Consider the following 26,624-nt stretch of genomic DNA (forward strand, 5'->3'; position numbering starts at 1 on the left):
ATATAAAATAAGTTATATAAATATTAATATATATTAAAGAATTCTTCTCCTTTTTCGTTATAACAATTAATTCCTGTTATTACTCAATATGGACTTTCTGTATTTTCAGAAATATTTTCTCAGACTACTTTATATTTATTATTAACATCAGTGTAGTCTTGATAGTTACCTAAACCATCATAACTCAATAAATTATCATTAGTTAATTTTAATTGACTTTGTCCAAGAACTTTTCCTGAGTTTTTTATTTTTTCATTATCTAATTTTGATTTAATTTGTGAAATATGTTCTTCTTGATAATCAAGTTTTGTTTGATATGGGTTGAATTTATCTGGAACATTAACTTTAGTAGTTTGTTTAGAAGCGCTAGAAGTAGAATCTCCTTTACCAGTATATGATAATGTAAATTCCATTTTTCCATTTACTTGTGTATTATGAGTTGTATCAATTTTAACATCTGAAACATCTCAGTATTTTTTGTTTACTAAATATTGGAAAACATTTTCATGAGAAAGTTGCATATCTTCTGATAGATAATTTCTAAAGCCTTCAATTAATGATCTAAATTGTTTTTGACCAACAACATTTTCATCTGTAAATCCTTTAAATAATTTATATAAAATTGAATTTTCTTCATATTTTGAGTTACTATATCCAAGTTTTTTTGTGAACTCAGATCTTTCACTTGTAGTTAATTGTGATAAATTTGTATAATCTTTGTATTTCTCCATTAATTCATCAGTTATATTTCTATAATCTTCATTTGCAAACATTTCATAAATATTTGAACCTAATTTTAATAAGTTTAAACCACCTGAGTAATTATCTGAATTTACAGCATTATTTCAAACTTCTTCAGACATATATTTTATTAACATACTATAAGCTTTTTTGAAAACACTTTTGCTGCTTGTAAACAAGTCTTCTGTAAATGATTTTCTTTCTTGATCATTTTGTTTTGAAGCATTTTCACAAATACTGTTGATAATTTCGAAAATATCTTTAGCATTTGTTCCTGGGTTTTTTTTATCTCTTTCTTGTTTTTTATATAAAGATTCAATTCCTAATTCTTCAACATTAACATATGGAAACGAACTACCTTTAATTGGTACAATTGCTTTATCTAAACCATTGATTTTTTCTTTAATATCATTTGTTAAAATTGTACTGTGTTTAGTAAATACATCTTCATCTTTTTTTAAAGATTCTAATCCTTCTCATATTTTTGTAATTAATGAGAAACCAAGTCCTTGAGTCAATGGATAAGTTTCGAATAATCCTGGTTGTTTTTTAGTATGAATTATTGGTAATAAAATATTACTGAATTCTGATAATAATGAAGCTCCATTTGATGTTTCTGAGAAGTTATCAAACATTGAAGCAATTGATGAGATATAAGCATTAGCTTTATTATCTCCAGATGTTCTAAGAATCATACCACCAGTTGAGTTAAATTCTTTCATTTTTTCTTTATTACTTGTGTAAATTGAAGAAGAATATTTTCTTGTGATTACTTCATCAGGTCTATCTGTATATGACATGTAGTCAACATCTTTCATTTTATTTTTAATATCAAATCCTGGATAATATGCACTTTTTTTTGCTTTTTGCATTAATAATAATGAGTTATAGTATAAATAACCTGATCCATTTGTTCCACCTGTTGAAGCACTTGGTTTTGATACCTCTCCTGATTGACCATTTGTATCACTTGGATTAGCTCCATCAAAACCATTTGCTAATAAATAGTTTGATAATGCTCCAGTATCTTGGATTGCTCAAGATAAGTTCTTTCTACTTTCAACATTTGATAGATCGATATTGTTTCCTAATCCAGCTGCAAATCCCATTGCATTATCACTACCCGGTTTATTGAAACCTTGATTACCTTCTTTAGAAAAAGTGTCATTAAAATAGTATGACATAGAATTTTCGTTAGATGCATCACCATTTATAATATTTTTATAAAAATCATTTTCATACATTCCCATAACATAACTTGCAGCCATTGTTGCATTTTTACCATTGTTCATTTTTTCAATGTTTGGTGCTAAATAATTTTTATATTTATTTAAATCCGTAGATAAATTAATATTTTCGTTGTTATATTTATATGTCATTGGTAATTTTAATGACAAAGGTTCTGGTGATAAAAATAGTGAAAGTATTTCGTTAACATTATAATTTAAGTTCTCATGTCTACCACCAATAATTAATTTAGATAGCATACTTGCCCCATCTATCATATCTTGTTGAGTTGGTGTTAGTGGAGATGACGGATTACTTCCATTATTACCTCCATTATTGTTATTATCATCAGTGTCCTTTTTGCTACCATTACCACATGAAACTACATATGCTAATGGAGTACTTGCTAGCAATAAACTCCCTAACAAATTAATTAATTTTTTCATAATTTCCCCTTATAAAATTAGTAAAATTTTTTTTACTAACAAATCTATTATACATTTTTCAAATCGAAAATTATTTTATAAATAATAAAATTTTTTAGAAATTATTAGATTAGTTAGTATTAAAAAAATCTCTTTAAGTTAAAAGAGATTTTAAAATTATTATGACTCATTTCCAATTAAACTGGCAAGTCTTATTTTTGAAACACCAAATATTATTGAAATATATGAGATTAAGAACATTGTTAATGATAATAAGAACACCCCAGGTATTAAAACATAATTAAATATCATTGGAACAGCTATATTAACACTAACTAATATTTCTGGAATAATTAAATAAATAAGCAGAATAACAGCTCCAATTGCAAGCAATGATGCAATAAATGCAATTGGTAAGAATATCCATATTATAATAGAATTTATTTCTCTCATTGAATAACCAAATATTCGCATATTTGCCATAAATGTTTTGTATCTACCAATAAATATATCTGTAATCAAGAAAATTACAATAGTTGCAGCAATCATCGAAATAGATATAAAAATAGTCGCAATCGATATTACAGATGACAATAATTTATTTATTGCATCTTTTTTTGTATTAATTGAATCACTTTGATTTATAGCTTGCTTCATATAATCAATAAATCCAGCCATTGTATTATTTCCTGAATCAGGATTTAATATTATTTTTTCTAATTGGTCTGAATTAGTTTCATTTGTACTTATCTTTGCATTAGATCAAATGTTTATTTTAGTTTGACCATCAATATTTAAAACAGAATCAAAGTTATTATAACCAAGCAATTTGTTAGCATTAAGTTGATCGAAATAAAATTTATATCCATCATAAAAATCATCAACACCAACTATTTTTAAGTTTTTTATATCATCATAGAAAGTTGTATTAGTAATTACTGAATTTTTTAAAGCAATATTTAATCAACTGTTTGTTAAACCTGTTTGAACTAATTGATTAAACAACGGCATTGTTGTAACGCCATCATCTTCATAAATATATATGTCAAATGGATTAATGTAATAATAACTACTATCTTCTTTGATTTTTTTGTTTGAATACTTTGTGTATTCTTCATTTATTTTAGATACTTCTTCATTGTTAACTTGAGATTTAGGAAGTTTTAACAAAATATTTTTAGGGTTTACAAATTCTTTTCTATCGCCATCTTCTTCATAATAAAAGTTTGATAGATTATTAGTTTCTTTTCAATAAGTTAATTTTGAAAGATTTACATCCCATATACTACTATTCGAGTTTTCTAAAGATCATCAATCTTTATCAACAATCAATGGACTTTTATTATTATCAATTATAGTTAAATAATCATGACTAAGTTTTGAATTTAAGTAAGACCCGACACTATAACCTTGTAGCTGTAATTTTCTATTAATTATTATAGGAATATCTTTTTGATTTTCTGAGTATTTAATTATATCTTTATTTTTCAAATTTAAATTTGATTTATTATTCAAATCTATTCCATAACCAATTGCATCAATGCCATCTTTTTTATTCAATTGGACATTAACTTTTGTATATAAACTATCTTTTTCTTTATTAAATGGTATTTTTGAGAAATTAAAACTAAAATTTTTATAATTATCTTCATTTCTATCTCATCGCTCTTTTATTGAAGAAGGTAGAATATTACCAGATATTGATTTAATACAATTATTAAAATCCTTTTCATCAGTTATTTCTTGCTGATTAAATAATTGAGGTAATATTCTACATGCAAAAGTATTTGTAAATTGTGATACTACATTGTGTGTTGTTGCATCAATTTGCTTAGATAAATCAATTACATTTTCTAAAACAGCTGGCGAAACTAAAGTACCTTTAAAAGTAGCTAAATTATAAAGAAATGCATCTTGTATATATTCTGCAAATAAATTACTATTTGATTTTCAATAACTAACTTCACCAGGATCTATAAGCGAATGATATTTATTAGTTTTTTTGTCTTGGATTTGAATATTGAATATTGAAGCATCATTATTAACAGATGCGATTTTATAATTAGAATTATAGAAAGCATATCTTGAAAATGGGTTATTTGATACATTTTCAGAGAATCCGTACTCGTTATTATAATTCATATTTTTATAGTATTCTGTTGACATTTCTTTCAATATATTTGGAGTAATTGTAGAAATAGATAAAACAATTGTTGATAAGAACATAACAAAGAAAAACGATATCAAATCTTTAAAAGAAGATGCAAATATTATATTTCTAAGTTTTGATTTAAATGAGATAAATTTAAATTTTGAAAAGATTTTAGTTAAAAATAATCTTGGTTTTGCATTATTTGGTGGTTCTAAAAGTTTTAATGGTGATTGTCTTATTTTAAAGTAACTCACTAAAAATACCATTATACTTATTAAACAAAGGAAAAATCCAAATTCAGCAAGTAATGCTATCCAGTTTACCGAGAATGTTTCAGGTATTTCAAAATATGTTGCAAAAATGACATTCAATATTTTTTGAACAAATAAACTTACCCCTCAACCGACTGGAACAATTAAGAAAACAGGTATACACATATATGCAATATAATTAAAAACTATTTTCATATTTGAATAACCAAGTGATTTTAAATTTCCTATTTGAGATCTTTGTGAATCCATTACTTTTTTAAATAGTCTTTGTATTACAAAACAAAGAGATATTACAAACAAGAAACTAAACACAATTGCTATTCAATAAAAGATTTTTACAATTTTATTAAATAATGAAGATCTAAGTTTTAAAGTAGTTAATTCATCAAAGCTTTGAATATTTGCTCTGGAAAGACTTGTTTTTAATTCATTTTCAGGATTTTTTATTTGTTCTACAATTTTACCCAAATTAAGTATGTTATCTGCTAAATATAATTTATATGTATCAACATCTTCAGATACATTTGTTTTTTCTTCATCATGATATTTTAAATATACTCTTGATACATCTTGATATTTAGAAGGATCAATATAATTTTGATCATTTGAATTAGTTCTAAACCTTCTACCATATAAGCTAGTTGAAATATAAAATATTGCACTATTTTCTTGATTAACCATTAAATCTTCTTCATAAATTGTAGGATAAAGATTTAAAGCGTTTGTCATTATTCCATCTAGTCGATATTTTTGCTCATCTTTAATGTCGCCAGGAAAAATATTATAACTTTTACCCAAACTTAAAGTGCTATTTCTATAGTGCCCTAGAGAAGTTAGATATGAGTTCTCTGTAAATACATCATCTCCATCAATTTTTTCATAAATAGTATTAAGTTCAGAATTATAGAATTCCACTTTATATTTATTATCAATTTTAGTATTATAAAAACTAGAAATATATCTATATTTTTCTCCATCCAATCCTCACATAACAACTTCATTTGTAATTGTTGTATCAAAATTGGTTAGATCACCTAATACTTCCATAAATGAATCAAATCAATTTCTTGAAGTTAAGTGTTTACTATTTATAATATATCCTTCTTGATGTTCTAAAGTTTTAAAAAACTCTTCAGATTCATAATTTCTTATATAAACTGAAGCATATTTATTGTATAAAGCTTTTTCTTCTTTTGTAAACTTTTGTAAATTAGAATTTGTATAGTATACATCATTCTTTTCACCTTTTTTGTTAAAACCTTGATTTACATGACTATTTATTTTTTCAATTTTTTCTTCAATTTTGTCTTGCGTATTGTATATATCAAGTATTTCTTTTTTTATTGAATAAGTTACAAAAGAATTGTTTAAATAGAACATAAAATCAAAAATATCTAAAGCAGATTTTTTTGCTTCTTTTGATAAGTTATTAAATTCGTAATCAAAATTATTGAACTTTGCATATAACTTACCAATTAAAGATTCTTTAAAAAATGTTGAATCGAGATTAAATTTATATAAATCACCAAATTTTGCCCTTTTAACAATATTAAATTTATCAGCATTTGTCATTTTAAGTACTGCTTTTTCATCTGATGGGTAATAATGTGAATTTCTTGGTGGGTCTATTCCTTCTACATCACCAAAATGAAAATTAATATTTTTCTTTCCATCTTTTGAGTAGACTGACGAATCATAACAATCTTCACTAAAAGAATTTTCACAGTATGGATTAAAATAATATTCTTGTAAAGCTTTATCGTTACCAAAATTTAATGTTGGCATATTTTCTTCAGAAATTTTAGAATTGTTTTTAACTAATTCAGTATTAAATGCAAATCAAGGACTAAAAGTTTGTGTGTCGTTCGATTTATATCCACTAGAATTGAATCTATATGAGTAATCAAAACCTTTAAAATTTTTTGATATATTGTCGTTTGAAGATATTAAATTACTTGCAACAATACCAAATGTTGAAGTAAAAATAACTGACACAAAAATCAATACTATATAAATAGTAAATTGTGTGTAGTCTTTTAAGAGTTTTCTTAAACCATTTTTAAAAAGTAACATTTCCCGACAACTTCTTTCAAATATAACTTCAAAAATTATTATAACATCTAATGTATTTTATTTAATTTTTAAATCTTTAAAAATTAAAATTAAAATTTTTTTGTGCTGTAACCTTTTTTCCGGGCACATTTATTTTATAACTTTATTCTCCTTTCATTATAAAATTTTGAGTATAAATTAAAAATGTATATATATTCTTCAATCGATGTATATTTTTTGTTCTCTATTATAGCTTCTCTTTTTAATACACTTCAAAAACCCTCTATATAACCGTTATCAGTTGATTTACCAACTCTAGACATGCTTATATTTAAGTCAAAATTTATCAACATTAATTTATATATATAGGATTTAAACTCTGAACCATTATCAGAGTGAATAACGCTATTTGGTTTAAAAACTCCAAACTCATCAACCATTTTTAAAAATGATTCAACAACAAGTGATATACCTTTTGATGTCTTTGTAATTAATCCATAAATTTTTTTCTGCTTAATATTATAAAAACCACAAGTGTAAAGTCTTGATTTATTAATAACTTTTTCTGTTATGTCAACACTAAAAACATCGCCAAATTTTTTCAAATCTGCGTTTGTTTTTATTAATCTCTCATATTTACCAACTTTTTCTATGTGATTTGTTGTTTTCTTTGGGTTTTTGTAATTATTTACTTTAAAATTTGAAAAAAACATATATCTTCTTACTTTTTTATGAGAGCATATATTGTTTAAATCAATTGCTAATCTACTTGAACCATATGTTTTCCCAGAATCGATAAAACTTTTCTCAATATTTGATAGTAATTCATAATCTATATGTCTAAACTTTGGTTTTTTATCTTTAATTCAATCATAATATGTTGATTTACCTAGTTTTCTTATTTTGCAAAGTTTTCTTATTGTTATTTCATTATCCATAATTTTTTTATTGTGTACAACAATGCATTTGTATATGCAAAGCTGCCACTTATTTACTTTTTTTTATTTATTAACCTTCTTAAATCTGAATACATTTCATCTCTTAATTCTTGATCTTTAAGTTGTTTTTTTTAGCTTTTTATTTTCTTTTTGTAAGCTTCTAAGTTTTTCTTCTAAATGTGTTTTTGAATTATCAAAAGCTCCGTCTCCGAATAAATTATAGTTTTTAACTCAATTTCTTAAACTAATCGATGATAGTTTATAGCATTTTGAAAAATCTTCATATTTAGAATTGCTCTCTAAAAATAATTTACATATTTTTATTTTTTCTTCCTTAGTGTATCTTTTCATAAAAAAACCTCTTTCCTTATAATTTTATAATCTTATTTAGATTAATTTTAAATTATGTCTGGAAAAAGGTTACACTACAAATTAAAAAAATTTTATAACTATAAACTATTTAAAAAAATTATATATTTTTATCATCAATACTATTATTAGAAATGATCGTTTTATCTTTAATTATATTTTTATCATCTTTTTGATATTTACCACATAACATTAAAACACCACCAATTACCCCAGCAAAAATAATTGAAAAAATTGCAACAAGTTTATAATTGTTATATTTACCTTTCAATAGTAAAGAAGAAAGAATTATAGTTGGAATTAAAAATATAATTGAAATAATTGAAAAGAAAATCTTTAATCCATTTATCACTTTAATAAATTGATAAAAATATAAATCGTTTTTTGATCAATTTGAATGGTCATTAAAAGTTAAACTTGTGTAAATAGATAAGAAAAGAGCATAACTTAATCCAATAGATCCTAAAACAATCGATACAGTTGCTCCAGCTTTAAATAAGTTATCATATTTCATTAAATCACCTTTCTATTTATTATATCATTAATAGTAATTAGAATAGAAAAAGACCTAAAATTGAATAATAGGTCTTTTTTGTTTATTGGTTAATTTTTTAATCTTTGTTGGTTTATTTTAATGTTTGTTGGTTTATTTTAATGTTTGTTGGTTCATTAAATTAAATATTAAAGTTCAATTTTTGTTCATTCAACTTTTTTTGTTAAGTTATTTACTACTTTTAAATAGAAATTATTTGTTTCTCAATTTATATTTTTTACGTAATAATCATTTTTATTGCTTTCGGCTAATTTTACAATTTTGCCTTCTTTTTCAGCAAAAACTTCATAATAAGTATATAAATCATCTTCTTTTAAGAAATTGTTGAAATTTAATCTATAGTTATTTATTCCACTATCTCGTTTAATATGTAATTCAGAACTTATAGACATTAAGTCACTGTTTATCTGTTTAATATCTTTGTTGGCATTAGAAACTTCTAATTGACCCACTTTAATAGTTCCAGTTCCACCTTTAAACTTTATTCCAATTTTCGAAATAGTAGCTTCACTATTAATTTCTGCACTAACTTTTGTTCAACCATTTTGAGCAGGTGATAATTTTATATTTGATGCTTCAATTGGGTTTTCTCCTGGTTTATCAGTGTCATAAATTATTTTTAAAGAATTGTTGGTTGCTTCAACATTACCAGTTGTTTTAACCATGAATTCTACTTTTTTATTTTTATTTTTTGAATAATTTGTTCCCATTATTCATCAATCATAATCAGTACCTTTATCTAAGTTAAAATCTTTGATTTCACCTTTTTTGTTAAAACCACTTCCTAAACTGATTGAATTTCCTTTTAAATAAGGGTTGTAATAATCATAAAAACCTGTAACTTCTTCTTTTTTCATATGATTATTAGTTTTTTCATTTATAATTTTTCATTTATATGTTGGTTGAACATCACCAATATTTGCATTAGATCATGGGTAGTTATCTAAAATAGATATTTCATTATTTGCTTCTAAACTTGCAAACTTGCTTCCATTACCTGTTGAAAAGTTTGTAAAAAATACATCGTTTTCATCATTTAAAACTGTATTTTCTTGAACTAGGTTCCCATAACCAAAACTTATACCATTTTCATCTGGTTTAAAATTATAATCATATGATAAAATTCCTTTGTCATTATCTGAAAGCACTTTATTTCTTCCAGTGTACATCATTTCATCATAATAATTTGCATATACTAGTTTATAAATATCTCTTTCCATTTCTGTTATGCCTTCGAGATTACCCGAATCAATAACTGCATTTTCATAAGGATTATGAGCAGAAAACATTGCAATTGAATTACTAATCGCATCTTCTCCAACGTTTTCTTCTGGATAACTGAATTCATAAGTATCTTCATAATTATCATACTTTTTAACTTTTGGGTCAAACGCATATGCTAGTCTTTTTGCATCATAACTACCAATGTTATCTTTGTTATAAAATTTTTTATGTTCTTTTGTTCAAACACCGGTATTGTAAATGTTAAAAATATTTTTTAACTTTTCTTTATCTTTATTTACATAGTCTCTTGATTGATAAATTGTATTTCCAAAATCTTGAACGAAATAGTCTGAATTATCATGTAGTTCAGAAGATTCTTGATTTTGTGGTTTTCCAGTTTGTTTATCAACAGATAGATGACCTGCATCTTTATATGTAAACATAATTAATTTTTTAATATCTTGATTATCTGATTTTTTAACTTTATCATTTCATTGTTTTAACATTTCAATAACTATTTTATAATCAAGAATTTTTCCATTACCATAACCCCCATTTGGTTCATTATTTCAAAATCAACCATCAAATTTGTAAGTTGTGCATAATTGAATTAATTTATCAATAATCAAGTAATTACCTTCATTATCTTTTGCAAGAAAGTTATCTAGCATTTCTTTTTTTAAACCGTGATAACCATCTAAAAATATATTTCCAAGTATTTTTGTTCCATTTAAGTGAGCCTTTTGAACAATTTCAGCAGCTGGAGGAACTATTATTCCTTGTCCTGCATTACCTGCTCAAGCAACTGTAACATCGTTGTATTGGTAATTATTTATACCTCTACTATATGAAGCGTTTTTTCCTACAATTGTACTATGATTTGCAGTTACTTCATCTATGATGTTTGCAATATTTAATTCTTTAATATTTTTATTTTGTGAATTAACTCATTTTTTTGCAACCTTTGTGCTTTTTTGAAGTTCTATTCTCGATACATTGTATTTAGCATCAAGATCATTTGATAAATCTCAGTCTAATAAACTATTAATATAGTCATTTTCTTCACTTGGGTCAACAGTCATAATATCCCCTTTTTTATTACCGTTTGGCATAAAATGAGAATTTAGAGGAACTCCTGTAGGAGCTTGCTTCTCTATATCCATATTTACTCGATAACTTGTTGGATATTTTTTATAATCCATATACTTTTCTGTATTTTTAACATCAAGTTTCATAGATTTGTTTACGACATTTGGTATATCATATTTTTCAAGTGTACTAAATCCTTCAAAATATGGTTCTGATTTACTTCAGTTATAATCAGAAGTTTCTGGTTTCATATTGTTGTTGTCTTGGCTATTTGAAATATTTCCATTAGCACAAGAAACTGCAATTATTGATGCCGATAAAACGACATTCATTGCATTTAACGATAACATAAGTTTTTTCATTTAATTCCCCTTTTTAGTACAAGAATAATTCTATTTGAAGTAAATAAAAAGTCAAGTAATTTTAAATAAATAATACATCTTAAAGTTTATATATTAAATTCTGGGTATTATAAAATTTAATATAAAATTATGTTATGAGGTAAAATAAATGAATAATGTACTTATTATAGGAACTGGTCACATGGGTGAACAAATATTAAAGGCAATGACTCAAAATTTAAGTAAAACAGAATATAAAATAACAATAATTAATAGAAATGAATCAAAATCAATAAATCTTGCAAAAAATTATGGTTGTAATTGTTTAAAAAATATAAATGAATCAAATATAAATGATTTTAATATTTTTATTTTGGCTTTAGACCAAATGATGCAGAAGATTTTTTTAAAAACTTTTCAGTAAATGATAAGAGTAATAAATTAATATTTTCAATGCTTAATGCATATTTGATTGATAAAGTTAAAAAACATTTTGACGAAAATATAAACATTATTAGAATAATGCCTAATATGAATGCAAAAATTTATAAATCAACTACTGCATATTCAATTTATGGTTTTAATAATGAACTTATAAAAATAGGACTTAACTTGCTAAGATGTTTTGGGTATATATATGAAATTTATGAAGAAAAGTTTTCAAGTTTTGTTGCTTTAACTGGATCTGCACCTGCATTTATTTATGAATTTATTAAAGGTTTTAAAGATTTTGCATTAGAAAATGATTATGATGAAAATATTTCAAATGATTTAATAAAAGAAACAATTATAGCTTAACTACAATTGCGCTGCAAAACAAAAATAATTTAGAAGAACTAATAAAAGAAATTATAGTTCCTGGTGGTCCAACTGAAGCATGCCATAATGTACTAAAGGATAATGGATTTGCAAAAATATTATTTAATTGTTTAAAATCAACAAAAAATAAGGCGTAAAAAAAATGAAACGTTTGTTTCATTTTTATATTATTAAGCAATTTTAACTTCTAATTTAAATAATTTAGTGCTTTTTGAAGTTTTAATACTTTTATCTCCTTCTTTTTCAACTGATAAAGAATATTTATAAATTGCTAAGTTAAATTTCGATTCTCCGTTTGCACCTTTTATTGTTGCCACAAAACTTTCTCCTGTAAATTTATCAAGATCTGCATTATTTTTTAATTCTGAAACTTCATTAAATATTTCATTAAATTTTTTTGTAAATGCATTTGTGTTATCTTCTATAACTTGGTTTGTTTGTGCGGGTTCAGATAGGTGAATTAAACTACCTTCAAATCCTTGAATTTTTACGTTGTTTTTTTCATCATTAAAATCTTTAGTATCTTCATAACTAGTAGCTAATTTATTATCTTCTGAAATTTGAAGAGCTTTACCATTTTCAGGTTTAACTCTTGTTGTAACATTGATTTCATTGTAAATATTAACTTCTTTTTCAGTTTTTAAATAATTAATTAAGTCAGTTGCTGATTTACCTGATTTAAAAGTTAAATCTTTAACTTCTTGTTTTTGTTCAACAACATTTACTGTAAATGAAGTGGTTGAACTTGCATATTTAATTTCAACTTTGCTTTTACCTATTTTTAATGCTTCAATTTCAATTTGAAACTTACCAGTTCCGTCAGTATCTTTTGTTGGTACGTTTGTTAATTTTAAAACTGTTTCATCTTCAGACTTTACACTAATTGTTGAATCTTTAACTGGGTTATTCACCTCAACTGAAACAATTTCTTTTGTATTAATTATCAAGTCTTTATCTTCAATTTTTTTAATTGAAGTTTTATTTGATTGTTCACTATTGTCATTTCCACAAGAAACAACAATTGATCCTGTTGATGCAACTAATCCTGTTGCAGCTAATATTCCTAAAAGTTTTTTCATTTAATCCTCCATGTTTGTGTATAGCATAAAGCTACCTAACAATTATACCTTTTTTAATTAAAAAAAATAACAAACTTATAAGTATAAGTTATACTTATATTTCTACATCTATTTTATATAACTTTCTATTTGTTGTTTTTCTAGTTTCATACAAACCTTTTTTTTTCAAACTCAAATTTACCTCATAAATGAATAATGTAAAATTAGAACTACCTTTATAACCTTTTAAAGATAATAAATGTGTAGTACCACTATATTTAAAAAAATCAATGTTTGATTTAAGATCTTCAAGTTCAGGAAAAATTTCAATTAGTTCAGTTGGAAAGGAGTTTCCCTCAAAGATTGAATCTAGTATTACTTGATTACCTTCTATTCCTTGAATTTCATATGTTATATTATCATCAACAATTTTTTCATCATATATATTAAGATAGTCTTTTGCAAGTTTGTTATCATCAGTTATTTGTAAAGGAAGTTCTAAAACACTATCTTTAAAACTATCTGCTAGCTTAATTTCGGGGTTCAATAAAAAATTAAGAACGTCTTTATTTGATTTTCCATCAGCATAACTAAGTTCTTTTACTATTGGATTTTGAATACTACATGAAATTATTGGAAAGATATTAGTTAATGGTAATATAGAAAATCCAAATGAACCAATTAAAGAAAGTAACTTTTTCAAATTAAGCCCCCTATTTAAATAATTATATAATATTTTTAAGTTTGTAAAATATTTTTAGATATATTATTTATTTTAAAAAATTTGATATTATTTTATAAATTAGGAGGACATTAAATGAAAAAATTGTTAAGTTTTATGCTGGCATTTTCAATGAGTTCCAATGTTGCAATAACAGTTGTTGCTTGTGGAACAAATAGTGAAAAAACAGATGAAAGTAAAACTCAATTTAATTTAAACAATTTTTATGTAATTGGAGACAGTTTAAGTGATGCTGGGGGATATAAAAATCTTGCTCAGTCATTAATTTATTCAAAGGACCCAACAAGTAAATATAAATATGAGTTTAGTGGTAATTTTGAATCAAAAATATATGAAAATAAATATCCATCATATTCAAACGGTAAAACTGCCGTAGAATGAATAAATAATTTACTAGGTTTTGAAGGGATGATGAAACCAGCAGGTGAATTAATGATTGATGCAATTGTTAAAGATGGTAGAAATTATGCAGTTGGTGGTGCTAAAGCTTCAAGTGATATCAAGTTTTCATTTGGAGAGGCTGGTTTTGGAAGACCTGGTGTTGATTTGAAAGTAGATATTGTTTCACAAGCTAAAAGTCTTGTAAGTCAACACAAACTATCAAGTAATGATATTGTATTTATGGAAATGGGCGGAAATGATATGTTCGCTGGAATTGAAGCTTATTTTTCTGGTGGTGGAATAAATAAATTTAATGAGATCATTAATGAAGCAACAATTAATATTGATAAAGCCTTAAGTTTGGTTTTAAAAACTGGTGCAAAAGTTATGTATATGAATTCACCTGATATAACATTAGTTCCAACTGTACAAGGTGGGGAATTAGATAGAAATGGTGAAGTTACTGTATTATCTAAATTAGCTGTCACAATGAAAGATTATATCCATGAAAAACTAGATTTAACTTTTTATAACAAAACCTCACAAGTTATTGAAGACCTAAAATTTACTTATAAAGATAATTTAGTATTATTTGATTTATTTAAAGATTTTGGTGGCTTAATTAACGAGTATAAAACCCTATTCAAAAATACTTTTGACAAAGATGTAAATTCAATTAATAACTATGGATATGATACAACAATTTATGAAGGTGATAATAAATTAGTGCAAAGAAACACTACAATAAAAACAAATAATGATAAAGATATCGATACCTTCTTTTATATAGACCAAGTACACCCAACAAGATATGTTCACCAATATATTGGTAAAAAAATATACAATATGATGGTGGATGACTGGTTTTTTGGAAAAGATAAAGTCGAGATTTCACTTGATAAAATTAATTAATAAAAAAATGCATTTCAATTAATGCATTTTTTTATTAATTAATACAACAAATTAGGAAAAGAAATTATCTTTTATTTTTAATTTTATTTTTACTATCATTATCAGTTAAAAAATCCCCTATTAATATTAAAATCTCATATAGTAAAAAATATAAATAAAAACTAAAAATATTATTAATCTATTTTTAAATATTTAAATAACTTTAATTTAAATAAATAATACTATTATCAAAACTTTCAAATTATTATTTGAACATGCAATAGATAAAGATGAAGATAAACTAAATGTACCCAATATAGTTATATTTCTTTCAAAATTTCCTTGCAACTAGCATATGCTAATGCAATAAAATTATATAATAAATAATATTTTATGCAATGAAATTAATTCTAAAAGATAAAATGTTTAATATATTTATTTTGTTGTAATAAAACCATGATTTTTAAATATAATTAAATATAAATGGAGAAAATATAAATGAAACAAGAAGAAATTTTTGAGATTATAAAAAAAGAAAATATTAGATTTATTAAATTACAATTTACAGACATGTTGGGAATTTTAAAAAGTATTGAAATACCGGTTTCAAACATTAAAAAAGCACTAAATAATGAAGTCATTTTTGATGGATCATCTGTAATTGGTTTTGCCAAAATTGATGATGCTGATATGTATCTATACCCAGATCTTGATACATGACTAGTTTTAGAAGCTGAAACAACTAGTGAATATAAAGTCGGAAGATTTTTATGTGATGTTTATACTTCAACAAAAAAACACTTTGAAGGTGATCCAAGAAGTATATTAAAAAATTGCATTAATAAAATGAGAGAACTTAAAATTGGTCACTACTTTAATGTGGGTTTAGAACCTGAATTCTTTTTATTTAAGCTTGATGAAAATGGTAATCCAATATTAAAACATACTGATAATAGTGGATATTTTGATACACCGGCCTTGGATTATAACTATAAAGTTAGAAGAGAAATTATGTTTGAATTAGAAAAACTAAATTTTAAAATGGAAGTATCACATCATGAAGTATCTAATTCACAACACGAAGTAAACTTTGAATATTCAAATGCAGTTGAAACTTGTGATAAGTTACAAACATTTAAAGTTTTAGTTAAATCAATAGCAAAAAAACACAATATGCACGCTACATTTATGCCGAAACCAATAAAAGGTATGAATGGAAACGGGATGCATGTTAACTGCTCTATTGCAGATAAAAATAATAATAACTTATTCTATGATGAAAAAAGTCAAAATGGACTTAGCGAATTAGCTATTTACTTTATAAATGGTGTATTAAAAAACGCAAAGGAAATTTCATTATTAACTAATTCAACAATTAATTCATTTAAAAGATTGGTCCCTGGTTTTGAGGCACCTTGTTATATTGCTTGAAGTGATTCTAATAGATCAACAATGATTAGAATTCCAGCAGCTAACAAAAATGCGAAAAGAGCAGAAGTTAGATCAGTTGATTCAAGTTGTAATCCATATTTAGCTCTAAGCGCTATTTTAATGGCTGGTATTGATGGGATTGAAAACAAAATATCAAATTTTGCACCTATTAAAAAGAATTTATTTAAACTAACAGAGAAAGAAAAAAATGATCTAAAAATTGATAATTTACCAGTTGATTTAAAAGAAGCAATTGAATATTTCAAAAAATCTTCATATATTAAAAGTTTTTTAGGAGAAGACCTATTCAACAAGTTTATAGAATTAAAACAAAAAGAATGAGATGACTATAAAACAGAAGTAACTTCATGAGAAATAAAAAAATACTTAAACTTTTACTAATAAAAAACCCAAACAATTAAATTAATTTGTTTGGGTTTTTTTAAAGTTAAATACACATTAAATTATTTCGCTGTGTTATCAGTTGGTTTAAATCCCTTTGGATTTTTAGGACCCCTTCTATTTGAACTTGATTTAATTATAAAAAATACTAATAATCCAGTAATAACAGATCCTAAAACTAGACCTAATATAATATAAAGTAAATTTTTTTGATTTCCTTCATTTACTAATCCTGTACCAAATATTTTCCCTTTATATAATTCTTCAGCCGGAAATTGTTTTAAATAAGATGAAAATAATGACTTAACATTTTTATAAGTACCTTGATTAACCCCTAAAAAAGTATCAACACTATGACCCATTTCATGATTTAATGTTGTAAATTGATTTTTTGAAGATCATCAGTTCATATCATATTGAGCAAGTGATTCTTTATCACTAAGATTAAATGCTTTGGCATTATAAACAATATATGACATAGCTAAACCATAATCATTACCTAACATTTGGGTAAACCCCATAACAATACCACCACTAGTATTACCTTCATTAGTTATATCTTCATCTGGAGATATTATAAATGACAATAAGTGGTATTTAAAAGCATCATCATCACCAACATTTTTTCATTTTGTAATGAAATAAGTTACATTTATTAAGTCAAGAAGTTGTTTTTTAAATAACTCTTTTTTTTCTTCGGTTCAACTATAATAATTTGCCATTTCATCAATTGATGAGTTAAAAAAGATATTTGAACCTGTAACATTAGAACTATTTTTTGTTAAATTTAATAAAGTTTTATCCAATTCATCAAAATCTTTAAATGCTCTTGATTCAGAATTAACAACTTCATCATAACTTTTTATTGAAGACTCTGACGCTTTTGTTAAAGTATCATTCATTAAAATTTTTAATTGACTTAAATCTATATTTTCATTGTAAATTTCATAAAATTTAAATTGGTTAACAAATCCTTTAATCATATTATTAGCAAATGAAAATGAGGCATTATCCTGTGCCAAATATGAATAATAAGCATGAAGAAATGAATTTTCTCCATATTTATTACTTGTATTTAGTAACCCTAGATTATCTAAACTAGAATATCCTAAATCACTATAAGTAAGTGATCCTTGTTTTGCTAAATTTACATCATAATATAGATTTTTACTAGATTGATTTGAGTTATATTCATCATCAATCAAATTTTTTACTCTACTAAAATTTAAATTATCATTAATACTATTTTTTAAAGTATTATAAACATTTAAAAAATAATAATTAATTATTTCTCATGATTTATTTTTTGAATTATCACTTGTTGATGTTCATTTAGTGTATGCTTCAGCAAAAAATTCTTGATAAGTATACATACCATACAATGAAATATTCAATATTGGTGCAGTTAAACCCATATAATAAAAATCTTCATTATATTGAGAATTGCTATTTTTATTAACCTTATTGAATAATTTTTTAACATACTCATTTTCTTTTATATTTGTGTGCTTATATATAAAATATTGAAGAGAAACACCTGCTCATAAATAGTCATCAGCATTTATTCCTGCTTTTGTTTTTGAATTATTAGTTGATTCAAAATTTGAAAATAAATTGGTTTTATTTGAATATTCATTTCTATTTGATGCAAATAAGAAAATGTTAGATAAAAATAATATTAAAATTGTGAATACGCTTAATAGTTTTTTCATAAAATGCACTCTTTTCTAATAAAGATATTTTACTATAATTAATTTATTGTTAATAAAAATCTTTATTAATTATCTAATTTATTAAAAAAATCATTCAATAAATCAATTTCTTTCATTGAGTATAACTCATTCTCTTTAATTAAATTTATTAAATATTCTTTGTTTGATAGTGTTAATAATTTTTTACTATGTTGCTCAAAATTATTTTTAGCTTTAATTAAATTGTATGAAAAAATCGAACATACTCCTTGTACATTTAAATTTTTATCATCTAATAAATCACAAACTTTTAATACACTGCCTCCTGTTGAAATTAAATCTTCAATAACAACTACATTTTGGTTTTCAAAAAATCTTCCTTCAATTTGAGAATTTCTACCATGATCTTTTGGTTCAGGTCTTACATATATCATAGGTAGATTCATTTTTTGACTAATCATAGCGGCTCAACTAATTCCTGAGGTTGCAACACCAGCAATTAAATCTACTTTATCAAAATTATTATTTATTAGTTCAATGAAATAATCTACAATTTTGTTTCTATTTTCAACATAACTTATCAAAACTCTATTATCACAATAAATTGGGCTTTCAATTCCGCTTGCTCATTTAAATTTTTTATCAAAATTTAAATCAATCGCCTTAGTTTCTAAAAGAATTGATGCTACTTCTATTCCACTATTCATTTTCTCACTCCTTTTTTAATTGTAAATATTTTACATATGGTTCATTTGATGTTGTTATTTCTCTACCAACAACAATATAGTCACTTTTATTTTCAATTGCTTCTTTAATTGATGCTACTCTTTTTTGATCATTTGTTGATGATTCACTTCTAATACCTGGTGTTAATGTAATTAGTCTATTTGATGTATTTTTTATTAATTTTGACTCTCAAACCGAGCAAACGACCCCGTCTGCACCACCCATTTCGGTAATTTTAGATAGATCAATAACTGCTTCATTAAAGTTTTTATTTATTTTTAATTCATTTTTTAATATTTCATCATTTAGCGAAGTCAAATAAGTAACTGCAAATATTTTAGTATTTGGAGATATTTCATTTCTTGCATTTGATGCATATTTTATCATTTCTAAACCACCAGAAGCATGAATAGTTATTATGTCAGGTTTATATAATAAAATATTTTTTGCTGCTTTATAAACTGTATTAGGAATATCATGCATTTTTAAATCTATAAAAATATTGTATTTTTTTTTCTTTAAAAATCTTATAATTTTATTTCCATATTTATAAAACAGTTCCATACCAACCTTAACAAAAAGTTTTTCTTTTTTAAATTTATTTAAGAATTTTTTTACTTCATAAAAATTTGAAAAGTCCAATGCAATAATAATTTTATTAATCATTATAGTTCTGAAGTTCTAAAACTTTGAAATTCTAACACTTGTAATATTGCATTAACTGTTTCTAGGGAAGTAAATAGTGGAATTTGTGCTTCGGTTGCTGTTCTTCTTATAATTAAATCGTCTTGACTATATTTTTTTACTTTTTTACTTTTTGTATTTATTACTATATTAAGTTTATTAATTTTTAATAAATCAATTATGTTATTCTCGGTTTGCTTTTCTTCAATTTTAGATACTTCTATACAATTTATATTATTTTCTTTAAATACTTTTGCTGTACCTTTTGTAGCATAAATTTTAAAACCAAGTTCTTTAAATCTATAAGCAAGTCCAAGGGCTTCTTCTTTGTGTTCACCAATAGTGAAAAGTATACTTCCTTTTTTTGGGATTTCTTGATAAGAAGCTATAAATGCTTTGTAAAGAGCTTTATAGTAATTATTATCTCAACCCATTGCCTCACCAGTCGATTTCATTTCAGGACCTAAATCAGTATCTACTTGTTTTAGTTTAATAAAAGAAAATACAGGAGCTTTAACATAGATGTTATTTTTAGGTTCAATAAATTCTTTATAACCTTCTACGTCTTTTAAAGGTATATCAAACATCACTTTTGTAGCTAAACCAACTAAATCAACATCTGTAATTTTACTTAAAAATGGAACTGTTCGACTTGAACGGGGATTTACTTCAATTATATAAAGGTCATCACCTTTAACTATGAATTGAATGTTTATTATTCCTCTAACCTTAAGGTTTAATGCAATATTTTTTGAAGTTTCGATAATTTTGTTAATCATTTTTTCAGAGAGTTTCTGAGGTGGATATACTGCCATAGAGTCTCCGGAATGAACTCCTGATTTTTCAATATGTTCAATTATTCCTGGTATTAAAACATTTTGTTCATCACAAATCAAATCCACTTCATATTCATCTCCATAGATATATCTATCAACTAAAAGTGTACTGTCTTGACTATCTTTAAGCGCATTATCAATATATTTTTCTAACTCTTGTTGACTATTAACAATTTGCATAGATTTACCACCCAAAACATAACTGGGTCTTAATAAAACTGGATATCCAATTTCATTTGCAATTTTAATTGAATCTTCTTTATTTTTTGAGGTTTTTCCCAAAGGTTGTTTTATATTTAGTTTTGTAAGTAATTTTTCAAATTTCTCTCTATCTTCTGCTTCATCGATTTTATCAATTGAAGTACCTAAGATCTTTACATTTCTTTCATATAAAGAATTAGCAAGATTTATGGCTGTTTGACCCCCAAATTGAACTATTACTCCAATTGGTTTTTCATAATCAACAATATTCATTACATCTTCAATTGTTAATGGATCAAAAAATAATTTATCTGAAATTGAGAAATCTGTAGATACTGTTTCTGGATTTGAGTTTATTACTATTGCTTTATAACCAAGTTTTCTAATTTCTTGAACTGATTTTACAGTTGCATAATCAAATTCAATGCCTTGACCAATTCTTATAGGACCTGAACCTAATATTATTACTGATTTTTCTTTAAAAGGTATACTTTCATTCTCATATTCGTATGTTGTATAAAAGTATGGTGTTTTAGATTCAAACTCACCAGCACACGTATCTATCATTTTAAATACGGGTATTATTTTATTTTTTTGTCTTAAATCATATATATCTTTTTCTTTTTTATTTCAAAACTTAGATATTATGTTATCTGAGAATCCAAATTTTTTTACTTTTTTTAATAATTCAATATTATTTAAATTTTCTTTAAGTTCAATTTCTAAATTAATTATATTTTCTAACTTTCTTAAAAAAAGCATATCTATTTTTGTGGCATTATGAATTTTTATTAAACTAACTTTTTTTCTAATAGCTTCTGCAATAAGAAATACTCTATTATGATTTGGATTTGATATTTGATGTAGTAATTCTTTCTCGTTTAATTCTGAATACTCTTCAGAATTAATATGAAATTTTTTAATTTCTAGTGATCTAATTGCTTTTAAAAATGATTCTTCTATATTTCTACCAATTGCCATTACTTCCCCAGTTGATTTCATTTGAGTTGTTAAGTTAAAATCTGCCTTATCAAACTTATCAAATGGTCATCTTGGAATTTTTGTAACAACATAGTCTAAAGTTGGTTCAAAAAATGCCTTAGTGGTTTTTGTTACAGGGTTTGTAATTTCATCCAATGTTAATCCAACCGCAATTTTAGCTGATATTTTTGCAATAGGATATCCTGTTGCTTTACTAGCCAAAGAAGAAGATCTACTTACTCTTGGGTTAACTTCAATAACATAATAATTTAATGATTTAGGGTTTAATGCAAATTGTATATTACATCCACCTTCAATTTTAAGTGCTCTAATTATTTTTAAAGACGAATCTCTTAACATTTGGTTTTCGATATCAGTTAATGTTTGACATGGTGCAAAAACAATTGAATCTCCCGTATGAACTCCAACAGGATCAAAGTTTTCCATATTACAAACTATAATTGTGTTATCATTCGAATCTCTTACAACCTCATATTCAATTTCTTTATAACCTGCAATACTTTGTTCTAATAAACATTTATTTAAATGTGACTCTTTGATACCTTGTGAGACTATTTTTATTAATTGAGTTTCATTTTCACAAATTCCGCCACCACTACCACCAAGTGTAAATGCTGGTCTAACTATTAATGGGTAACCAACTTCATTAGCAAAGTTTAGTGCATCATTGATGTTATAAACTATAGCACTTGCAGGTATTGGTTCTTTTAATTCATTCATTAAGTTTTTAAATAGTTCCCTATCTTCAGCATTTTTTATTGCGTCAACACTTGTTCCTAGTAATTTTATATTCAATTCATTTAATATGTTTTTTTCATCTAAATCAATTATTAGATTTAAAGCAGTTTGACCACCCATTGTTGGTAAAATTGCATCAGGTTCTTCTTTTCTTAAAATTTTTTCAACAAATTCAACTGTTAAAGGTTCAATGTAAATTTTATCTGCTATACCTTTTTCAGTCATTATTGTTGCAGGATTTGAGTTTATAAGAATAACATAATATCCTTCTTCTTTCAAAGACATACAAGCTTGAGTTCCAGCGTAATCAAATTCAGCAGCCTGTCCAATTACAATTGGTCCAGAACCTAATATTACAACTTTCTTAATTTCTTTATTCTTTGGCATCTTTTTTACCTCTAAACTCTTTCATATTATTTATAAAATTATCAAAAAGATAGTAACTATCACTTGTTCCTGGACATGAATCTGGATGAAACTGAACTGAAAACGCATATTGATCTAAATATTTTAAACCTTCAATTGAGTTGTCGTTTAAACTCTTATGAGTGACAACAACCTTTTTATTTTTGCTAGTTAGTGATTTTTCATCAACAACATAACCATGATTTTGAGATGTTATGTAACATTTATTAGTTTCTAAATCAATTACAGGGTGATTAACTCCCCTATGTCCAAATATCATTTTTTTAGTGCTTATTCCATTTGCAAGAGCAAGTAGTTGATGTCCTAAGCAAATACCAAATATTGGATAATTTGATTGTAATTTTTTAATAATTTCAATCTGACTTTTTAGGTCATTAGGATCTCCAGGACCATTACTTAACATAACTCCATCAGGATTTAATTCCTTGATTTCTTCAAAACTTGTTTCGTAAGGTACGACATATATACCACAATTTCTTTTTAGTAATTCTTTTGTAATTGAAATTTTTAGTCCATAGTCAATCAACACAACTTTAAATTCTTTTCCAGGTATGTAATACTTATTTTTTGTCGAAACCTCTTTAACGTGTGTTTGTTTTATTTTAAATAATTTTATTTTATTCTTATATTCATCTATCTCATCTTCATTACAAACTATAGCAGCTAGCATTGCACCATTATTTCTAATTTTATTGGTTAAGTATCTTGTATCTAAATCAGAAATACCAGTTATCTTATTATCAACTAAAAAATCTGAGATATTTTTTTCTTTTCTAAAACTAGAACCCTCAGTACAACTTTCTTTTACAACAACACCTGAACAAGTTGGGAATATAGATTCATTATCTTCACTATTTGTTCCATAATTACCAATTAAAGGATAAGTAAATATAAGTATTTGACCATTAAAACTTTGATCAGTAATTGATTCTTGATACCCTGTCATTGCTGTTGTAAAAACTAGCTCATTTATAGTTGATTTATCATAACCCAAACTCTTTCCTTCAAGTATTGTTCCATCTTCTAAAATTAATCATCTTTTCATTTAATATCGCCTTTCAACAAAGTTAAAACATTTTTACCATATATTTCAGTTCCTAAAAACGGTGTATTGTTAGATTTAGAAACTATATTTTTTTTATCAATTATAGATTTTTTATTTAAATCTCAAACCACTAACGTTGCTTCTTGACCAACATCAATAGTATTAGCATTTAATTTAAAAATATTATTTGGATTAGTATGCATTTTTTCTAAAAGACATAGTAATGATATTTTTTTTGTTTTTACTAATTTCGTATACAATAAACTAAAACTAAATTCTAAACCTATCATTCCATAATTTGATTTATTAAATTCAATAAATTTTTCATCATCATGATGCGGAGCATGGTCAGTTGCAATACAATCAATGACACCTTTTTTTAAACCTTTTATTAACATTTTTTGATCTTTTTTCAATCTTATAGGAGGATTTATTTTATATAGACCGGTGTTACTTTTAAAATCATTTACATTTAATAGGAGATGATTTGGAGTTACTTCACATGTAACATTTAAATATTTTTTTGCTTTTTTGATAAGTTTTAAAGATTTAAAAGTAGTTAAATGTCCGACATGGTATCTACAGTTAATATCTTCTAATAGTTTTAAATCTCGTTTTAGCTGTAAATACTCAGACTTAGAACTAAAAGATTTTATATTATGCTTTTTAGAAAACTTACTCTTTTGGATCATTCCATCCTTTTTAATATCATTAGTTTCTAAATGTACTGAAATTAACATATCATTTTCTTTGACTTTTTGTAGTATTTTTTTCATAACTGATTCATCTTGAATTCCATAACCGTCATTTGAAATATAATTAGCTCCAACTTTTTTAAGTTCTTTAAAGTTTGTAATAATATCAGAATTTAAATTTTTTGTGGCAGAACACATTTGATGTATATTTATCTCAGCATTTTTCTTGATTATTGTTTTTACTAGCAAATAGTTTTCAACACTATCTGGCACTGGTGATAAATTTGCCATTGAACAAATTGTAGTTATTCCACCTTTTAATGCAGCCTTATTAATAGAGTTTATATCTTCTTTATATTCAAATCCTGGTTCTCTTGTATGCACATGCACATCTATTAATCCTGGTGTTATAAAATTCTCTTTTACATCGATAACTTTATATTTATCAGTTGGTTCAATTAAATCTTCAATTTTAGTAATAATTTTACTTTCTATGAGAATATCTTTTTTCACTAAATTTTTATTATAATAAAATTTAGCATTTTTAATTAATATCATTAAAATCATCCTTATACATATAATAAAGTATTGCCATTCTCATATATAAACCATTATTCATTTGTGTAAATATTTTTGATTTTTCAGATTCAACTAATGATGATTCAATTTCAACATTTCTATTAACAGGACATGGATGTAATATTATTGCATTTTCTTTAAGGCTATTATATCGATCACGATTTAATCCGTATTCAGACAAATAGTTAATGTTATTATTTAATCTATCTATATGTCTTTCATTTTGGACCCTTAACAACATTAACACATCAACTTCATGGATTAAATCATCGATATTTTTATATTCACCATATTCTAGATAACTTTCTTCAAACCACTCTTTTGGGCCTGAAAAATAAATTTTTGCACCTAGTTTATTTAAAATTTTCATATTTGAATGAGCAACTCTTGAATGTTTTAAATCACCACATATTGCAATTTTTAAATTTTTAAACGTTTTAAAATTTTCATATATAGTCATTAAATCGAGCAAGGATTGTGTTGGGTGTTCACCAACTCCATCTCCAGCATTAATTAGTTTTGATGTGAAGTTTTTGGAATTAATTAATTCATTATAGTATTCCTTATCAGAATGTCTTATTACAAAACAATCAACGTTTAAGCAATTAAGTGTTAAAACTGTATCATAAAGTGTTTCACCTTTTTTTATAGAACTAGATTCACTTTCAAAGTTAATTACGTTAAACCCTAGTTTTTTTTGAGCGATTTCAAAACTTTTATGAGTTCTAGTACTATTTTCAAAAAATAAATTTGCAATGAAAATATCTTTTTTTAATTTTGGTATGTTTTTATTCTTTTTAAATTTTAATGCTTGCTCAATTAATGATTCTATTTCAGTAATTGACAAATGTTCAATTTTTAAAAGTGCATTAAATGTATTCATTTTACCTCCAT

20 protein-coding genes are annotated in these 26,624 nt (G+C 24.7%); 5 read left to right on the forward strand and 15 right to left on the reverse strand.

Annotation, left to right across the window (positions count from 1 at the left end; translation table 4 throughout):
* Window positions 1-23: 23 nt before the first annotated feature.
* The 6 genes from SLITO_RS03800 to SLITO_RS03825 all read right to left on the reverse strand — a co-directional run bounded on the left by SLITO_RS03800 (window position 24) and on the right by SLITO_RS03825 (window position 11,404).
* Window positions 24-2,414 (reverse strand): hypothetical protein, encoded by a 2,391-nt coding sequence (locus SLITO_RS03800; RefSeq protein WP_075058449.1) that lies wholly within the window; start codon window positions 2,412-2,414, stop codon window positions 24-26.
* A 159-nt stretch (window positions 2,415-2,573) separates the two neighbouring features.
* The gene (locus SLITO_RS03805) at window positions 2,574-6,890 is read right to left on the reverse strand and encodes an ABC transporter permease (protein WP_075058450.1); all 4,317 of its coding nucleotides are present in this window, start codon (window positions 6,888-6,890) and stop codon (window positions 2,574-2,576) included.
* Between the two features lie 134 nt (window positions 6,891-7,024).
* Window positions 7,025-7,807, reverse strand: a complete 783-nt coding sequence (locus tag SLITO_RS03810; protein WP_075058451.1) for a DDE-type integrase/transposase/recombinase — start codon at window positions 7,805-7,807, stop codon at window positions 7,025-7,027.
* A 117-nt stretch (window positions 7,808-7,924) separates the two neighbouring features.
* Window positions 7,925-8,158, reverse strand: coding sequence for a transposase (locus tag SLITO_RS03815; RefSeq protein ID WP_075058452.1), 234 nt, complete (start codon window positions 8,156-8,158; stop codon window positions 7,925-7,927).
* 118 nt (window positions 8,159-8,276) lie between these two features.
* Window positions 8,277-8,690 (reverse strand): hypothetical protein, encoded by a 414-nt coding sequence (locus tag SLITO_RS03820; protein ID WP_075058453.1) that lies wholly within the window; start codon window positions 8,688-8,690, stop codon window positions 8,277-8,279.
* A 167-nt stretch (window positions 8,691-8,857) separates the two neighbouring features.
* A complete protein-coding gene (locus SLITO_RS03825; protein ID WP_075058454.1) occupies window positions 8,858-11,404 on the reverse strand; it encodes an endo-beta-N-acetylglucosaminidase in 2,547 nt (848 codons plus the stop codon).
* A gap of 148 nt (window positions 11,405-11,552) precedes the next feature.
* Between SLITO_RS03825 and SLITO_RS03830 the strand changes: the two genes are divergently transcribed.
* From SLITO_RS03830 to SLITO_RS06275, 3 genes are read left to right on the forward strand one after another with little or no spacing between them, the layout of a single operon-like run.
* Complete coding sequence (locus tag SLITO_RS03830) at window positions 11,553-11,807, forward strand: NAD(P)-binding domain-containing protein (protein WP_075058455.1); 255 nt, start codon at window positions 11,553-11,555, stop codon at window positions 11,805-11,807.
* A gap of 44 nt (window positions 11,808-11,851) precedes the next feature.
* Complete coding sequence (locus SLITO_RS03835) at window positions 11,852-12,181, forward strand: pyrroline-5-carboxylate reductase dimerization domain-containing protein (RefSeq protein ID WP_235443361.1); 330 nt, start codon at window positions 11,852-11,854, stop codon at window positions 12,179-12,181.
* Window positions 12,182-12,192: 11 nt separating this feature from the next.
* Window positions 12,193-12,339 (forward strand): pyrroline-5-carboxylate reductase dimerization domain-containing protein, encoded by a 147-nt coding sequence (locus SLITO_RS06275; protein ID WP_407696204.1) that lies wholly within the window; start codon window positions 12,193-12,195, stop codon window positions 12,337-12,339.
* A 33-nt stretch (window positions 12,340-12,372) separates the two neighbouring features.
* Here the strand turns inward: SLITO_RS06275 and SLITO_RS03845 are convergent, their stop codons facing one another.
* Window positions 12,373-13,281 (reverse strand): lipoprotein, encoded by a 909-nt coding sequence (locus tag SLITO_RS03845; RefSeq protein ID WP_075058458.1) that lies wholly within the window; start codon window positions 13,279-13,281, stop codon window positions 12,373-12,375.
* Window positions 13,282-13,375: 94 nt separating this feature from the next.
* A complete protein-coding gene (locus tag SLITO_RS03850; RefSeq protein WP_075058459.1) occupies window positions 13,376-13,963 on the reverse strand; it encodes a hypothetical protein in 588 nt (195 codons plus the stop codon).
* Window positions 13,964-14,077: 114 nt separating this feature from the next.
* On the opposite strand from SLITO_RS03850, the gene SLITO_RS03855 reads away from it, so the two are divergent.
* Both SLITO_RS03855 and glnA read left to right on the forward strand, forming a co-directional pair.
* Complete coding sequence (locus tag SLITO_RS03855) at window positions 14,078-15,295, forward strand: SGNH/GDSL hydrolase family protein (RefSeq protein ID WP_075058460.1); 1,218 nt, start codon at window positions 14,078-14,080, stop codon at window positions 15,293-15,295.
* A 477-nt stretch (window positions 15,296-15,772) separates the two neighbouring features.
* Window positions 15,773-17,107, forward strand: a complete 1,335-nt coding sequence (gene glnA / locus SLITO_RS03860) for a type I glutamate--ammonia ligase (RefSeq protein WP_075058461.1) — start codon at window positions 15,773-15,775, stop codon at window positions 17,105-17,107.
* Window positions 17,108-17,169: 62 nt separating this feature from the next.
* Here glnA and SLITO_RS03865 read toward each other — a convergent pair whose 3' ends face one another.
* The 7 genes from SLITO_RS03865 to SLITO_RS03895 all read right to left on the reverse strand — a co-directional run bounded on the left by SLITO_RS03865 (window position 17,170) and on the right by SLITO_RS03895 (window position 26,613).
* The gene (locus SLITO_RS03865) at window positions 17,170-18,819 is read right to left on the reverse strand and encodes a hypothetical protein (protein ID WP_075058462.1); all 1,650 of its coding nucleotides are present in this window, start codon (window positions 18,817-18,819) and stop codon (window positions 17,170-17,172) included.
* A gap of 65 nt (window positions 18,820-18,884) precedes the next feature.
* On the reverse strand, window positions 18,885-19,505 hold the full coding sequence (pyrE, locus tag SLITO_RS03870; protein ID WP_075058463.1) for an orotate phosphoribosyltransferase: 621 nt from the start codon (window positions 19,503-19,505) through the stop codon (window positions 18,885-18,887).
* Window positions 19,498-20,190 carry an orotidine-5'-phosphate decarboxylase gene (gene pyrF, locus SLITO_RS03875; RefSeq protein ID WP_075058464.1) on the reverse strand — a complete coding sequence of 231 codons (693 nt, stop codon included), beginning with the start codon at window positions 20,188-20,190 and terminating at the stop codon, window positions 19,498-19,500. Before pyrF ends, pyrE begins: the two co-directional genes overlap by 8 nt.
* Window positions 20,190-23,372, reverse strand: coding sequence for a carbamoyl-phosphate synthase large subunit (gene carB, locus SLITO_RS03880; protein WP_075058465.1), 3,183 nt, complete (start codon window positions 23,370-23,372; stop codon window positions 20,190-20,192). Before carB ends, pyrF begins: the two co-directional genes overlap by 1 nt.
* Entirely contained in the window at window positions 23,359-24,456 is a 1,098-nt protein-coding gene (locus SLITO_RS03885) for a carbamoyl phosphate synthase small subunit (RefSeq protein ID WP_075058466.1), read from the reverse strand. The genes carB and SLITO_RS03885 overlap by 14 nt, the downstream gene beginning before the upstream one ends.
* Window positions 24,441-25,709, reverse strand: a complete 1,269-nt coding sequence (locus SLITO_RS03890) for a dihydroorotase (protein WP_075058467.1) — start codon at window positions 25,707-25,709, stop codon at window positions 24,441-24,443. Before SLITO_RS03890 ends, SLITO_RS03885 begins: the two co-directional genes overlap by 16 nt.
* Window positions 25,696-26,613 carry an aspartate carbamoyltransferase catalytic subunit gene (locus SLITO_RS03895; protein ID WP_075058468.1) on the reverse strand — a complete coding sequence of 306 codons (918 nt, stop codon included), beginning with the start codon at window positions 26,611-26,613 and terminating at the stop codon, window positions 25,696-25,698. The genes SLITO_RS03890 and SLITO_RS03895 overlap by 14 nt, the downstream gene beginning before the upstream one ends.
* Between the last annotated feature and the right edge of the window lie 11 nt (window positions 26,614-26,624).

It is taken from the genome of Spiroplasma litorale (genome assembly GCF_001267155.1).
GTDB classification, from domain to species: domain Bacteria; phylum Bacillota_I; class Bacilli_A; order Mycoplasmatales; family Mycoplasmataceae; genus Spiroplasma_A; species Spiroplasma_A litorale.